This is a genomic window from Arthrobacter sp. YAF16 (assembly GCF_052113385.1).
Taxonomy (GTDB): Bacteria; Actinomycetota; Actinomycetes; order Actinomycetales; family Micrococcaceae; genus Arthrobacter.
This window is the reverse complement of sequence record NZ_JBFRDC010000008.1, coordinates 18,443-31,804: the sequence shown is the minus strand read 5'-3', so window position 1 is coordinate 31,804 and position 13,362 is coordinate 18,443. Positions and strand designations below refer to the sequence as shown.

Here is a 13,362-nt window from a genome sequence, read left to right as displayed (position 1 = left end):
GAGGGGGCCAAGCACTGAGACGAGGATCACAAATGGCACACACCGGGCTAAACACCATCGACCTGAACAGCGACGTCGGCGAGTCTTACGGACGCTGGAGCCTCGGTGACGACACAGCAATGTTCCGCTCCGTTTCGAGCGCCAATGTGGCCTGCGGCTTCCACGCCGGAGACCCCAGCGTCATCCGGCGGACCTGCCGCGAGGCGGTCGCCGCCGGCGTCAGGATCGGCGCCCACGTCGGCTACCGCGACCTGGCCGGCTTCGGCCGCCGCTTCCTCGACATCGATCCGAACGAGCTGGCGGACGACGTCGTCTACCAGATCGGTGCGCTGCAGGCCCTGGCCGCCGCGGAAGGCGGCCAGGTCAGCTACGTCAAGCCGCACGGCGGCCTGTACAACGCGATCGTCGCGCACACCGCGCAGGCGCGGGCCGTCGTCGACGCGGTGAAGTCCGTGGATCCGAACCTGCCCATCCTGGGCCTGCCGGGCTCGGAAGTGCTTCGCCTGGCAGGGGCGGCCGGGATCCGGGCGGTCACCGAAGCCTTCGCGGACCGCGCCTACAACCGCGACGGCACCCTGGTTTCCCGCACCCTCCCCGGAGCCGTGCTGCACGACCACACCGAGGTCACCGAACATGTCCTCCGGATGGCCACCGATTCAGCCGTCCGCACCATCGATGGCTCCATCCTGAAAATCCGGGCCGAAAGCATCTGCGTCCACGGCGACTCCCCGGGAGCCGTAGCCATGGCAGCCGCGGTTCGCGAAGCGCTTAGCGCTGCCGGCATCGGCACCGCCTCATTCATCTAGGAACACCAACAGCCTCACCGGCGCTGCGTCTTGAGCCCGGCGCGACTTCAGCACACCCACCCAGCACAGGCAGCACCCGCATCTGGAGGAACATCATGACCGCACCGCACCAGGCCGCCCCGGCCGCAAGCAAGAGGCCCGGCAAGAGGCCTGGCAAGAGGCCCGGCAAGAGGAACCTGCCCCCTGGCGCCCTCAAGGCCTACATCGCAAGCCTCACCGGCACCTCGCTGGAGTACTACGACTTCGCGATCTACTCCGTGGCGTCGGCGCTGATCTTCCCCAAGATCTTCTTCCCGGTGGGCGACGAGCTGGTCGGCCTGTTGCTGTCCTTCTCCACCTTCGCCGTCGGCTACCTGGCCCGCCCGATCGGCGGCGTCATCTTCGGCCGGCTCGGCGACAGGATCGGCCGCAAGCACGTCCTGGTGGTCACACTGATGCTTATCGGCGTCGCCACGGTACTCATTGGCGCCCTCCCCGACTACTCCGCGATCGGCGTCGCGGCTCCGGCGATCCTGGTGCTGCTGCGCCTGGCGCAGGGCATCGGCGTCGGCGGCGAATGGGGCGGAGCCGTCCTGCTCTCCAGCGAATTCGGCGACGCCCGCAAGCGCGGCTTCTGGTCCTCGGCAGCCCAGATCGGCCCGCCGGCCGGCAACCTGATGGCCAACGGTGTGCTGGCCCTCCTCGCGGCAACCCTCAGTAACGAGGCGTTCCTGTCCTGGGGCTGGCGCGTGGCCTTCCTGGCCTCCGCCCTGCTGGTGGTCTTCGGCCTCCTGATCCGACTCAAGCTCGAAGAAACCCCCGTCTTCAAGGCCATCCAGGCCCACGGCGAGGCCCCCAAGGCCCCCATCAAAGAGGTCTTCACCAAGGAACCCCGCGCGCTGCTGGCAGCCGCCCTGTCCCGCATCTGCCCCGACGTGCTCTACTCCCTCTTCACTGTCTTCGTCGCCCTCTATGCCACCAAGCAGCTGGGCATGACCACCGGCAACGTCCTCGGCGCCATCCTGATCGGCTCGGCTTTCCAGCTCGCCCTGATCCCGGCCGCCGGCGCGCTGACGGACCGCTTCAACCGGCGCCTCGTCTACGGCATCGCCGCCGTTGGCACGGCCCTCTACATCCCGCTGTTCTTCCTGATGATCCAAGGCAAGTCCGTGCTGATGCTCACCATCGGCGTCGTAATCGGCCTTGCCTTCCACGCGTTCATGTACGGCCCGCAGGCCGCCTACATCACCGAGCAGTTCCCGGCCCGGCTGCGCTACGCCGGCAGCTCGCTGGCCTACACCCTCGCCGGCGTGATCGGCGGCGCCATTGCCCCGCTGGTCTTTACGGCGCTCTACGCCGCCACCGGCAACTGGTTCCTGATCGCGGGCTACCTCGCGGTCTCCGCCGTGGTGACGGTGTTAGGCCTGGCGATCGGCCGGAACCCGCAGACAGCCGAGGAAGAGCGGCTGCTGCAGGAAGCCCGCGCCTAAACGGCGCGGACCCTGGAGACGGCGGCAATGATGGAGACAGCAATGGAAACGGTGGCAGCGCGGCAGGCGGCCGTCCACAAAGTGAACGCGGTGCGGGCGGTGGGCACCCGCGCGGTGCTCGCAGAACTCACCGGCACCGAAGGCGTGCTGGCGCTGCAGGCGCTGCTCCTTGAGCACCCGTTGCCCGGGCAACTGGACGTGCTCGCCGCCGCCGAAACCGTCATGGTTACGGCCGACTCGCCCGTCGCCGCCCGCCGGATCGCCGCGCAGCTGCTGCAGCTCGACCTCACCGCCCCGGTGCAGCGCGACGGCGGCCTCGTGGTCATCGACACCGTGTACGACGGCGCGGACCTCGCCGAAGTGGCGGAGCTGACCGGGCTCGGGATCGAGGGCGTGATCGCCGCCCATTGCCGCCAGCAGTGGACGGTGGCCTTCGCCGGATTCGCCCCGGGATTCGGCTACCTCGTCGGGGAGAACGAAGTCCTCAACGTTCCCCGCCGCAGTTCCCCGCGCACCGCCGTTCCCGCAGGTGCCGTGGCGCTGGCCGGAACGTACTCGGCCGTGTACCCGCGCCGCTCACCCGGCGGCTGGCAGCTGATCGGCCACACCGCCGCCCGGATGTGGGACCTGGACCGCGAGCAGCCCGCCCTGGCCGCGCCCGGCCATCGGATCCAGTTCCGCGCGGTCCGGGAGACGGTGGCGCTTGCCCCGGAACCGCAGCCCGAGACCCCCGCGCCGGAGGTGACTTCGGGACTCCGGATCGTCTCGCCCGGCCTGCAGAGCCTGATCCAGGACCTCGGACGCCACGGCCACTCCGGACTGGGTGTCTCCGCCGCCGGCGCCCTGGACCGCGCCTCGCTGCGCCGCGCCAACCGCCTCGTCGGCAACGCGCCCGGCGCAGCCGGTATTGAGACAGTGGCGATCGAGACCGCCGCCGGCAGGCTCACGGTCCAGGCCGTCGGGGACCAGGTCCTGGCCGTCGCCGGGGCGCCGTCGGAACTGGCCATCACCACCCCGGGCCGCCCTGACGCGGAGCCCGACCGCCGTACCGTGCCGATGGCCACCCCGTTCGCCCTGCTTGACGGCGAGACGCTCAGCATCGGCGCGCCGGAGAGCGGCTTCCGCAGCTACCTCGCGGTCCGCGGCGGCGTGGATGCCGCCCCGGTCCTCGGCAGCCGCTCCACCGACACGATGTCCGGGATCGGCCCGGCGCCGCTGACCGCGCGGCAGCTCCTGGCCACCGGCGGCGACTCCGAGTCCGGCGTCGTCGGCCACCCGGAACTGCAGCCCGAGTTCCCCGGCACCGGGGTGACCGTGCTCGACGTCGTCCCCGGCCCGCGCGCTGACTGGTTCGACGCCGAGGCGCTGGAGTCGCTTACCGCCCAGGAGTGGCTGGTCAAGCCGCAGTCCAACCGGGTGGGCATGCGGCTCGACGGAACACCGCTGCAGCGCACCCGGGACGGGGAGCTGGCCAGCGAAGGGACCGTCGCGGGTGCGCTGCAGATCCCGCCCGAAGGCCTGCCGGTGCTCTTCCTCGCCGACCACCCCATCACCGGCGGCTACCCCGTGATCGCCGTCGTCGTCGACTCGCAACTGGACCTCGCCGCGCAGGTCCCGATCGGCGGGACCATCCGCTTCCGCTGGGCGGACTCCGGCACCACCGGCCCCGCCACCTCCGACCGCACCCCCGCCGAAAAAGCCCCCGACGAAGAAGTGAGTAACTGATGCGCAAGGTCCTGATCGCCAACCGCGGCGAAATCGCCGTCCGGATCGCCCGGGCCTGCGACGACGCCCAGCTGGCGTCCGTCGCCGTCTACGCGGACATCGATGCCGATGCGGTGCACGTCTCCGCGGCGGACGAGGCCTTCGCCCTGGGCGGCAATTCGCCCGCCGACACCTACCTGAACATCCCCAAACTGCTGGCCGCGGCCGCCGAATCCGGCGCCGATGCCATTCACCCCGGCTACGGCTTCCTGTCCGAGAACGCCGAGTTCGCCCAGGCCGTCCTCGACGCCGGACTGACCTGGATCGGGCCCGCGCCCGACGCCATCCGGCTGCTTGGCAACAAGATCACCGCCCGTGAAACCGCCGTCCGCGCCGGGGCGCCCCTCGTGGCCGGCAGCGACGGCCCGGTCGGTTCCGCCGCCGAAGCCCGCGCCTTCGCCGAGCAGCATGGACTGCCGATCGCGATCAAGGCGGCGTTCGGCGGCGGCGGCCGCGGCATGAAGGTGGTCCGCGCGCTCGACGAAATCGAGGAGGCCTTCGACTCCGCCGTCCGCGAGGCCGTCGCCGCCTTCGGCCGCGGCGAGTGCTTCGTGGAGCGCTACCTTGACCGGCCCCGGCACGTGGAGGCCCAGGTCCTGGCGGACACCCACGGGAACGTCGTCGTCGTCGGGACCCGCGACTGCTCGCTGCAGCGCAGGCACCAGAAACTCGTCGAGGAAGCCCCCGCACCTTTCCTCACGGAAGAGCAGACCGAGCAGATCTACCGGGCGTCCAAGGCGGTCTGCCGGGAAGCCCGCTACTCCGGCGCCGGCACGGTGGAATTCCTCGTCGCCGCCGACGGCACGGTCGCCTTTCTGGAGGTCAACACCCGCCTGCAGGTGGAGCACCCCATCACCGAGGAAACCACCGGGATCGACCTGGTGCAGGAGCAGTTCCGCATCGCGGCCGGGGAGCCGCTGCGGCTCACCGGGGACCCGGCACCCCGCGGCCACTCCTTCGAATTCCGGCTCAACGCCGAGGACGTGGGCCGCGGCTTCCTCCCCTCGCCGGGCACCGTGACCGGGTTCTCCGGCCCCACCGGCCCGGGGGTCCGGCTCGACTCCGGCGTCCGCTCCGGCTCGTTTGTCCCGCCGCAGTTCGACTCGCTGCTGGCCAAGCTGATCGTCACCGGCGCGGACCGGCAGCAGGCCCTGCGCCGCGCCCGCCGCGCCCTCGCGGAGCTCAGCATCACCGGGGTGGCCACCGTGCTGCCGTTCCACCGGGCCGTGCTGGAGTCCCCGGACTTCACCTCCGAGGCCGGGCTGGGAATCCACACCCGCTGGATCGAGACCGACTTCGCTGACCGGATTCCGGCAGACCCCGGCTATAGCACCACGGCGCCCGACGGCGAACGCCGCACCATCACGGTCGAGGTCGACGGCAAGCGGCTCGCCGTCGGGCTGCCGGCGGATTTGCTGGACGGCTGGGCGCGGTCCGGCCGGGCGCTGCCTGCCGGAGTTTCGCTTGGGGGCTCGCCGGAGGGCTCACCGGGGACCGCGTCCGACGGCGGCGCTGCCGCGCCCGCGGATCCGGGGGAACTGCGGGCCCACATGGCCGGGACCGTGGTGAAGTGGCTCGTCGCGCCGGGGGCCGAGGTCGCGGCGGGGGAACCCGTCGTCGTGCTCGAAGCGATGAAGATGGAAACCCAGGTCGCCGCACACCGGGACGGAACGGTGACCGACGTCCGGGCCGAAGCCGGCGGCGTGGTCACGGCCGGAGCGGTGCTGGCGCTGATCGGGTAGCCGCGGGACATGCCCACCTCCCGAGCCGGCGGGTGGACATAGTGCCACTATGTCCAACCCCGGCGCTCAGGGCTGGGCATGCTCGTCCGTCGAGCGGGCCGCCTTCCGAGCTTTCGGCCGTACCGCCGGGCAGTCCGGCCCTACCGCCACGCGCGTCCCGGGAACATAATCGGCGGTATCAACCCCGTACGGAGAATGGAAGGCGGCAGCCATGTCTGTCTACACGCTTGGAATCTGGCTGGTCCACCCGGGACGCGAGAATGATTTTGTCCAGGCCTGGCGGGATTTGGCGAGGAAAACGCAGGAGGACTATCCCAACACCAAGGCCGTGCTGATGCACGACCATGACGTCAGGAACCGGTTCATCAGCACCGGCCCCTGGGAATCACTCGAACAGATTGAACAGTGGCGGGCATCAGCCACCTTCACCCAGGGGGTGGACGCAATGCGCGAGATGCTGGAGCACTTCGAATCGCGCACGCTCGACGAGGCAGCCAGCATCGGCTGAGGCAGCCGCCGTCGTCAGCTTTGTGCCAGTGCGTCCAGCACGGCAGCCAGCAGCACACCGTCCCGGCCCCAGACGGGGTCGAAAATCTCGACGTACCAGGACTCGGCCAGCACCAGCGCCAGCGATTCGTTGGCCTCGGCGGACCAGTCTTTGAGCTGGTCCGCTTCGATCGGGCTTTCGCTGGTGCCCAGCACGGTAACGATCTCGGCGTCCTGCAGTGTCACGGGAATCGAGGCGCGGCTCATTTCCCCCGGGGCGTGTGCCACCGTCACCAGTTCCGTCCGCGAGGAGAGGTCCAGAAGGCTGCCCGCCGACTCCGGGGTGCAGTAGCCCGTCACGTAGGCCCGCTGGACGTTGCCGCCCTGGCGGAGCCCGGGCTGCGACTCCTTGGTGAACAGCCCGTTCCGGTTGAGTGCCGCCAGCTGGCCGGCGATCGCCTCCGTCTCCGCATCGATGCCGGGGGTGAACGTTCCCGGCTGGTACTGGCTCCGGCCCTCCAGCCAGCGTGCCGTCAGTTCGCCGGCTGCTGGGATCGTGGTGGCCTGCCGCCAGACCTGCCGGTCCGCCAGCAGCCTGCCGAAGCTGTCCCGTTCAGTTGTGTACTGGTCGTCCATGAGCGAGTTCCACCTCCCTGCCGTGCATTGAATCCGGTCTACTTCATCCTGCTGACCCCGAGCTTCCACCGCAAGGCAGGTTTCGCGCCGCGTCACGGAACGGCTGCCGAGCATCGACGTCCGCTCGTCAAACGTCGATTGCTCCGTAACCGCCGTCATGAGGCTTGAAAACGGCGGTTACGGAGCAATCGATGTGAACCGGGAAGGGCCCCGGCGGGAATCAGGCGTCGCGCAGCGGGCGCCGGGCCAGCCAGGCGGCCACGATGGCGCCGGAGATGTTGTGCCAGAGCGAGAACACGGCCGACGGCAGGGCCGCCAGCGGGCTGAAGTGGGCCGTGGCCAGCGTCGCCGCGAGGCCGGAATTCTGCATTCCCACCTCGAAGGCCAGGGCGCGCCGGGCCTTGTCGTCCAGGCGTCCGAGCTTTCCGGCCAGGTAGCCCAGGCCCAGGCCGAAGCCGTTGTGCAGCACCACGGCGAGGAAGACGATGCCGCCGGCGGCCACGATCTTGTTCGCACTGCCCGCCACGACGATTGCCACAATCAGCGAAATGACGACGGCGGAGGCCCAGGGCAGCGCCGGAAGCACCTTGGCGACGACCTTCTTCAGGAACAGGCGGGCCAGCAGGCCGGCGATTACCGGCAGCAGCACGGTTTTGACGATGTCCAGCACCATGCCTGCGGCGTCGATCTGAAGGTAGGACCCGGCCAGGAAGAGCACGAGCAAAGGCGTGACGATCGGGGCGATCAGCGTGGACACGGAGGCGACGGCCACCGAGAGGGCCACATCGCCCTTGGCCAGGAACGCCATCACGTTCGACGCCGTGCCCGAAGGGGCGCAGCCGACCAGGATCAGGCCGACGGCGAGTTCCGGCTCAAGGTGCAGTGCCTGGGCGATCAGCCACCCGGCGCCGGGCATGATGACGTAGTGCGCCACGATGCCCAGCACCACGGCCCAGGGGCGCTTCGCCACGGAGGCGAAGTCCGGCGGGGTCAGGGTCAGGCCCATGCAGAACATGATGATGCCGAGCAGGTACGGCACGCTCGGAGCGAGCGGTTTGAAGGCGCCCGGCAGGAGGAAACCGGCGACGCCGGCCACCACCACCAGGAGCGGGAAAACGGTGACCGCAATGCGGGCGATCTTCGCCTCGGCGGCGAGGGCCGGATTGACCGGGCTGGCCGCGTCAGTGCGGGACTCCGGTGCGGACTGTGGGGATTTGGTTGCCTCAAGCATCCAAGCATGGTGCCACCAGCGTCCGCCATGCGGCCACTTTATGACCAATCGGCGGACGAGTATGTCAGATTTAAAGCCCCGGTGCCGGGCTAGCGGGGTTAGGCGACGGGGTTCGCTGGCCCAGTATGGCGATGAACTCCTCCGCCTGGCGCAGGTTGCGGGCCATCTTGGCGCGCTGGTGTTCGGCCCGTTCCAGGAATTCAGCCAGCCGGGCGTCGGCGCCAGCAGTGTCAGCGGGGCCGGCGGCCTCCGTATTTAGCAGGCCCAGGATTTCGGCCATCTCCTCGAGGGAGAAGCCCAGCGGTTTCATTTGCTTGATCAGCATCAGGCGCGCGGCGTCAGCCTCGGAATAGACCCGGAAGCCGCCCCCGGTGCGGGCCGTCGCGGGGAGCAGCCCGACATCGTCGTAATGGCGAATAGTCCGCAAGGACAGTCCGGTGCGTTCTGCCAGTTCGCCGATGTGCATGGTGCTGCGGCTCGCGTCCGTCAATGGGGACCCCTTCCTTCGTCCAGTTGAAACTCTACCATCACGTTAGGGTAGGGTTTGTGGGGAGTGGTGCGACCGCCAAGGCCGGTCCCGCTCCCTGCCGGCGCAGTGCTGCGCCCCTGCATTCTTCGCAACTGAGGGGCCCTGCCGCGCCTCCTGACCCTGAACGGAGCCAGCGATGGTCGTCAAAACCGCCGGGAATTCCCCGGCCTTCACTCCCGAACAGCTGCAATCGGTCCGGGGCGCCCTGCTGTCCCCTCGGCGGCTGAAGACAGAGGTCCTGGGCGGACTCGTCGTCGCGCTGGCCCTGATCCCGGAGGCGATCGCCTTCTCGATTATCGCCGGCGTCGATCCGCGAATCGGGCTCTTCGCGTCCTTCACCATGGCCGTCACCATCTCCTTCGTCGGCGGCCGGCCGGCAATGATTTCGGCTGCGACCGGAGCCGTCGCCCTGGTGATCGCCCCGCTGGTGAAGTCCCATGGGCTGGACTACCTAGTCGCCGCGGTGATCCTGGCCGGCCTGTTCCAGATCATCCTGGGACTCTCCGGGGTTGCCAAGCTGATGCGCTTCATCCCGCGCTCGGTGATGGTGGGCTTCGTCAATGCGCTGGCCATCCTGATTTTCCTCTCGCAGTTGCCGGAGTTGATCGGCGTCCCGTGGCTGGTCTACCCGTTGACGGCGCTGGGGCTGCTGATCGTGTTCGGGCTTCCCAAGCTCACCAAGGCAGTCCCTGCCCCGCTCGTCGCTATCGTGGCGCTGACGCTCATCACGGTGTTCGCCGCCGTCGCCGTCCCTACCGTGGGGGACAAGGGCGCACTGCCCGATTCGCTGCCCGCGCTCTTCATCCCGAACGTGCCTTTCACGCTCGAGACCCTGCAAATTATCTTCCCCTTCGCCCTCGCCATGGCCTTCGTGGGGCTGCTCGAATCCCTGATGACCGCCAAACTGGTCGATGACATCACGGACACCCGCTCGCCCAAGACCCGGGAGGCCTGGGGCCAGGGCGTGGCAAACGTCGTCACCGGGTTCTTCGGCGGCATGGGTGGCTGCGCAATGATCGGCCAGACCATGATCAACGTGAAGGCCTCCGGCGCCCGCACCCGGATCTCCACCTTCCTGGCCGGTGTCTTCCTGCTGATCCTGGTGGTGGCCTTGGGCGGCATCGTCTCGCTGATCCCGATGGCCGCGCTCGTTGCCGTGATGATTTTCGTCTCCGTGGCCACCTTCGACTGGCACAGTGTCCGTCCGCGGACCCTGAAAATGATGCCCAAGAGCGAAACCGCCGTCATGGTCGCCACCGTCATCGTCACCGTCGCCACCCACAACCTGGCGATCGGCGTCGGCGTCGGGGTGCTGGTCGCGATGGTGATGTTTGCCCGCCGGGTCGCTCACTTCGTTACCGTGCACCGCACCGTGGCAGAGGTCGACGGCGGCCACGTCGCCACCTACCGGGTCGACGGGGAACTCTTCTTCGCTTCCTCAAACGACCTCTATACCCAGTTCGAGTACGCCTTGGACCCCCAGCGCGTGGTCATCGACCTGCATGCCTCACATCTGTGGGATGCCTCCACCATCGCGGCGCTGGACGCCATCACTGAGAAATACCACCAACACGGCAAGGACGTGTTGGTCGTCGGCCTCAACGACGCCAGCGTCCACATGCGCGAACGCCTCGGCGGCAAACTCGGCGCCGGGCACTAGGAACCGGGCACTAGGAACCGGGCGCTACGAGGACGGCTTGGATGCCTTCCCGTCGAGCCAGAGCGTGTCAGACTCGTCGCTGTGCGCGCCGGTGGCGCCAACGTGCTTGCTGCTGATGCCGGGGCCCTGCCGGATGACGTGGACGAGTGCCATCCCGTGGCCGCGGCCCAGCCCGTAATCCGTCTTCAGCCAGTCGAGGATCTCCCCGGCCTGCGCGGGCGCGTCCGCGAAGCCCTTCTGCCGGGCGAGCTCGAGGAGCTGGCGGGGAGTAAGCCCGGTCTTGTCCTCGATCGTGTCGAGGTACGCCTGGAATGACATCCTTGGATTCCCTTCAGCGGTTCTTGGAGTTCCGGGCCACTCTAGGGACCGGGATCGGTTACCGCCAGACCCGTCCGGCCCTAATTTGGGATCCTTCAACCGGATTCCGGGAGGGGCTACGCTCGGGACTATGGCGCAGACATGGGAACCGGGCCAACCCGGTGTGCTCAGTCTTCCTTCCGGACGCCTGATCCGCGGCCGGGGCCTACTGGCACCGTTTCCGTCCGGTCCGCGGCCCGAATTCGGCTTGTACCTGCTGGGCAGCCGCCCGCATCCGACGGAGTGGGACTCCCGCTGGGTCCGCTGGCGGGACCTGCATGTTCCGCCGACGACGCCGATGCCCTCGACGCCTTCCGCGAGGCGTGGCGGCGCGCGGAAACGGAGCGGGTCGAGGTGGCCTGCTGGGCCGGCCGGGGCAGAACGGGCACCGCACTTGCCTGCATCGCGGTGCTCGACGGCGTCCCGCCCGCCGAGGCCGTCGCCTTCGTGCGGCGAAACTATCGGCGCAGCGCCGTGGAAACGCCCTGGCAGCGGCGTTACGTCACGCGTTTCCGCGGGGCAGTTTCCTGAGACGTAAACGTATCCGCGATGCGCAGATTCCCCGCCCCTAGCCTTGGGTCAGCCGGTAGCGCTCGATCTGCTTGAGCCGGCGCAGCAGGCTGTCGCGCCGCGGGTGCGGGACGGCGTCGGCCGGTTCCGCGGTGAGGTCGATGTGCGCCGTGCCGTACTGCCAGAGCAGCAGGTCGTCCAGCAGCCGGTCGGGGCCGGGGGAGTAGCGGTGGTCCAGGGCCTTACGGACCTCGGTGATCCGGTTGGCGCTGAGCAGGCCCGCGAGCTGCACGGTCTGGTTCAAGCCGTGCGCGGCCATCAATTCGGCGGCCCAGCCCCAGTCGTCGTCGACCTTGCGATCCACGTGCGGCAGCAGCGTCCGCCAGACGTCCCGGATCCGGTTGGGGGTGAGCTGCGCGGCGCCCTCGCCGTCCATGTCCCAGTAGCTGCGGACCTCCTCGTAGCGCTCGTGCAGGTCCGCGAAGGCACCCTCCACGGTCTCCAACATGGCGGCCGTGGCGGTGAACTGGCGGTCGAAATGCGGGGTCCACGCCCGGGGATCCTCGGCCTTGAACCGGATGTCGTGCTCGATCTCGCTCCAGGCGTGCGCGAAGACCGTGCGGATCTGGCATTCGAAGAAGTAGCTACCGTTGGGCTGCGCCTCCGGGTTGAAGACCTGCTGGTACTCCTTGACGGCCTCGTTCTGGATGGTCCGCAGGATCAGGTGCCGGCTGGAGTAGCCGTAGGTCCCGGACTCGATCGAACCGATGTCCTTCTCGCGGTCGCCGCGGCAGTCGAAAAGCTGGCGCTGGCGCTTGATCAGGTTGGCGACGACGGCGTTTTCGGCCGGGAGCTTGGTGATGACGCGGATGCCGACCATGTCATTGAGCGTGCGGAACGGGTCCGGAAATTTCAGCACCGGCGGCCCGCCCGGCTCCAGCGGCTCCTCAATGCGGGAAATCTTCTCGCGGAACGACTCCACGGTCTTGGTCCGGCCGGTCACGAACAGCGGCGTCACCTCGGTGCCCTTGAGCATGGCGCGCAGCGTCAGCAGCACCTCGCGGGTGACCAGTTTCAGGGCAGGACGGACCCGCTCATAGAGTTCAACGTTGTCCTGCACGGATTCGCGCAGCGCGGGGTCCAGGCGCTCCCAGTTGCTAGCCATGGGCCTAGCTTACGGCGCAGCTGTGACAGCGGGATCGGCGCGTCGCCATGTGGCGGCAATACAGCGCCGCCTTCAACGGCGCCGCTCGGCGCCCAAGGTAGGCTCTGCAGATGGCTGATGTGCGGCGTCGGACTTTATTCGCGGTCGCAGCGGCGGCGACACTGGGGGCGGTCGCTGCCTGTTCACCGGGCCCCAAGGAGGACACAGTGAAGCGGCAGAAGTACCACTACGGCGACGACCCGAGCCAGTGGGGGGAACTTTTCCTCCCGGACGCGGCCGAGCCGAGGGGCGTGGTGGTGGTGATCCACGGCGGCTATTGGCGTTCGCAGTACGGCGCCGAACTCGGCGAACCGCTGGCCAAGGACCTCGCCGCGCACGGCGTGGCCGCCTGGAACCTGGAATACCGGCGGGCCGGCAACGGCGGGGGCTGGCCGCACACCTTCGCGGACGTCCTCGCCGGAATCGACAAGCTCCGCGACATCGCCGGCGAACACGGCCTCGGCCTGGACCGCGTCGTTGCGCTCGGCCACTCCGCCGGCGGGCACCTGGCCGTCTGGGCGGCCGGCCGCAGCCGGCTCGGCCAGCTCGGCGCCCCGGACGCGGACCGCCAGCTGCAGCGCAAGGACGACGTCGACGGCGCGGTGCACCTCACCGGCGTCGTCAGCCAGTCCGGGCTGCTGAACCTGGCCGAGGCAGAGCGGCTCAACCTCAGCAACGGCGCGGTGAGCAACTTCCTGGGCGGGTCCTCGGAAAAATACCCCAAACGGCATAAGTTCGCCGACCCCATGAGCGCGGTGCCGCTCCGGGTTCCGGTGTACGCCGTGCACACCACCGAGGACGATACCGTGCCGATGAGCCAGTCCGAGGCCTACTCCGCCGCGGCCAAGGCCGGCGGCGCCCCGGTCCAGTTCCTCAAGGTCCCCGGCGACCACTTTGCGCTGATCGACCCGAAGGCGGCCGCCTACCGGAAATGCCGCGAACTCGTGCAGCAGCTGCTGGGCTGAGCC

General features: G+C 69.2%; 13 protein-coding genes. 8 read left to right on the top strand and 5 right to left on the bottom strand.

Going from position 1 to position 13,362, the window contains the following annotated elements; genetic code table 11:
- Positions 1–32: 32 nt before the first annotated feature.
- The 5 genes from AB4Y91_RS14245 (at position 33) to AB4Y91_RS14225 (ending at position 6,289) form a co-directional block, all read left to right on the top strand.
- Positions 33–806, top strand: coding sequence for a LamB/YcsF family protein (locus AB4Y91_RS14245; protein ID WP_441419091.1), 774 nt, complete (start codon positions 33–35; stop codon positions 804–806).
- Positions 807–901: 95 nt separating this feature from the next.
- Positions 902–2,275, top strand: coding sequence for an MFS transporter (locus tag AB4Y91_RS14240; protein ID WP_441419090.1), 1,374 nt, complete (start codon positions 902–904; stop codon positions 2,273–2,275).
- Positions 2,276–2,305: 30 nt separating this feature from the next.
- The gene (locus AB4Y91_RS14235) at positions 2,306–4,000 is read left to right on the top strand and encodes a 5-oxoprolinase/urea amidolyase family protein (RefSeq protein ID WP_441419178.1); all 1,695 of its coding nucleotides are present in this window, start codon (positions 2,306–2,308) and stop codon (positions 3,998–4,000) included.
- On the top strand, positions 4,000–5,781 hold the full coding sequence (locus tag AB4Y91_RS14230) for an ATP-binding protein (protein ID WP_441419089.1): 1,782 nt from the start codon (positions 4,000–4,002) through the stop codon (positions 5,779–5,781). Before AB4Y91_RS14235 ends, AB4Y91_RS14230 begins: the two co-directional genes overlap by 1 nt.
- A 211-nt stretch (positions 5,782–5,992) precedes the next feature.
- Positions 5,993–6,289 carry an antibiotic biosynthesis monooxygenase family protein gene (locus tag AB4Y91_RS14225; protein ID WP_175322995.1) on the top strand — a complete coding sequence of 99 codons (297 nt, stop codon included), beginning with the start codon at positions 5,993–5,995 and terminating at the stop codon, positions 6,287–6,289.
- A gap of 14 nt (positions 6,290–6,303) precedes the next feature.
- Here AB4Y91_RS14225 and AB4Y91_RS14220 read toward each other — a convergent pair whose 3' ends face one another.
- The 3 genes from AB4Y91_RS14220 to AB4Y91_RS14210 form a co-directional block, all read right to left on the bottom strand.
- Positions 6,304–6,903: a DUF6919 domain-containing protein gene (locus AB4Y91_RS14220; RefSeq protein WP_441419088.1), complete on the bottom strand. Its 600-nt coding sequence runs from the start codon at positions 6,901–6,903 to the stop codon at positions 6,304–6,306.
- A 220-nt stretch (positions 6,904–7,123) separates the two neighbouring features.
- A complete protein-coding gene (locus AB4Y91_RS14215; RefSeq protein WP_441419087.1) occupies positions 7,124–8,134 on the bottom strand; it encodes a bile acid:sodium symporter family protein in 1,011 nt (336 codons plus the stop codon).
- Positions 8,135–8,204: 70 nt separating this feature from the next.
- Positions 8,205–8,624 carry a MerR family transcriptional regulator gene (locus AB4Y91_RS14210; RefSeq protein WP_441419086.1) on the bottom strand — a complete coding sequence of 140 codons (420 nt, stop codon included), beginning with the start codon at positions 8,622–8,624 and terminating at the stop codon, positions 8,205–8,207.
- Positions 8,625–8,799: 175 nt separating this feature from the next.
- On the opposite strand from AB4Y91_RS14210, the gene AB4Y91_RS14205 reads away from it, so the two are divergent.
- On the top strand, positions 8,800–10,323 hold the full coding sequence (locus AB4Y91_RS14205) for a SulP family inorganic anion transporter (RefSeq protein ID WP_441419085.1): 1,524 nt from the start codon (positions 8,800–8,802) through the stop codon (positions 10,321–10,323).
- 24 nt (positions 10,324–10,347) lie between these two features.
- Here the strand turns inward: AB4Y91_RS14205 and AB4Y91_RS14200 are convergent, their stop codons facing one another.
- On the bottom strand, positions 10,348–10,641 hold the full coding sequence (locus AB4Y91_RS14200; RefSeq protein WP_441419084.1) for a DUF4287 domain-containing protein: 294 nt from the start codon (positions 10,639–10,641) through the stop codon (positions 10,348–10,350).
- 282 nt (positions 10,642–10,923) lie between these two features.
- Between AB4Y91_RS14200 and AB4Y91_RS14195 the strand changes: the two genes are divergently transcribed.
- A complete protein-coding gene (locus tag AB4Y91_RS14195; RefSeq protein ID WP_441419083.1) occupies positions 10,924–11,211 on the top strand; it encodes a protein-tyrosine phosphatase family protein in 288 nt (95 codons plus the stop codon).
- Between the two features lie 37 nt (positions 11,212–11,248).
- Here the strand turns inward: AB4Y91_RS14195 and AB4Y91_RS14190 are convergent, their stop codons facing one another.
- Entirely contained in the window at positions 11,249–12,355 is a 1,107-nt protein-coding gene (locus tag AB4Y91_RS14190) for a GTP pyrophosphokinase (RefSeq protein ID WP_175322988.1), read from the bottom strand.
- Positions 12,356–12,561: 206 nt separating this feature from the next.
- Between AB4Y91_RS14190 and AB4Y91_RS14185 the strand changes: the two genes are divergently transcribed.
- Positions 12,562–13,359 carry an alpha/beta hydrolase gene (locus AB4Y91_RS14185; protein ID WP_441419082.1) on the top strand — a complete coding sequence of 266 codons (798 nt, stop codon included), beginning with the start codon at positions 12,562–12,564 and terminating at the stop codon, positions 13,357–13,359.
- Positions 13,360–13,362: the final 3 nt, after the last annotated feature.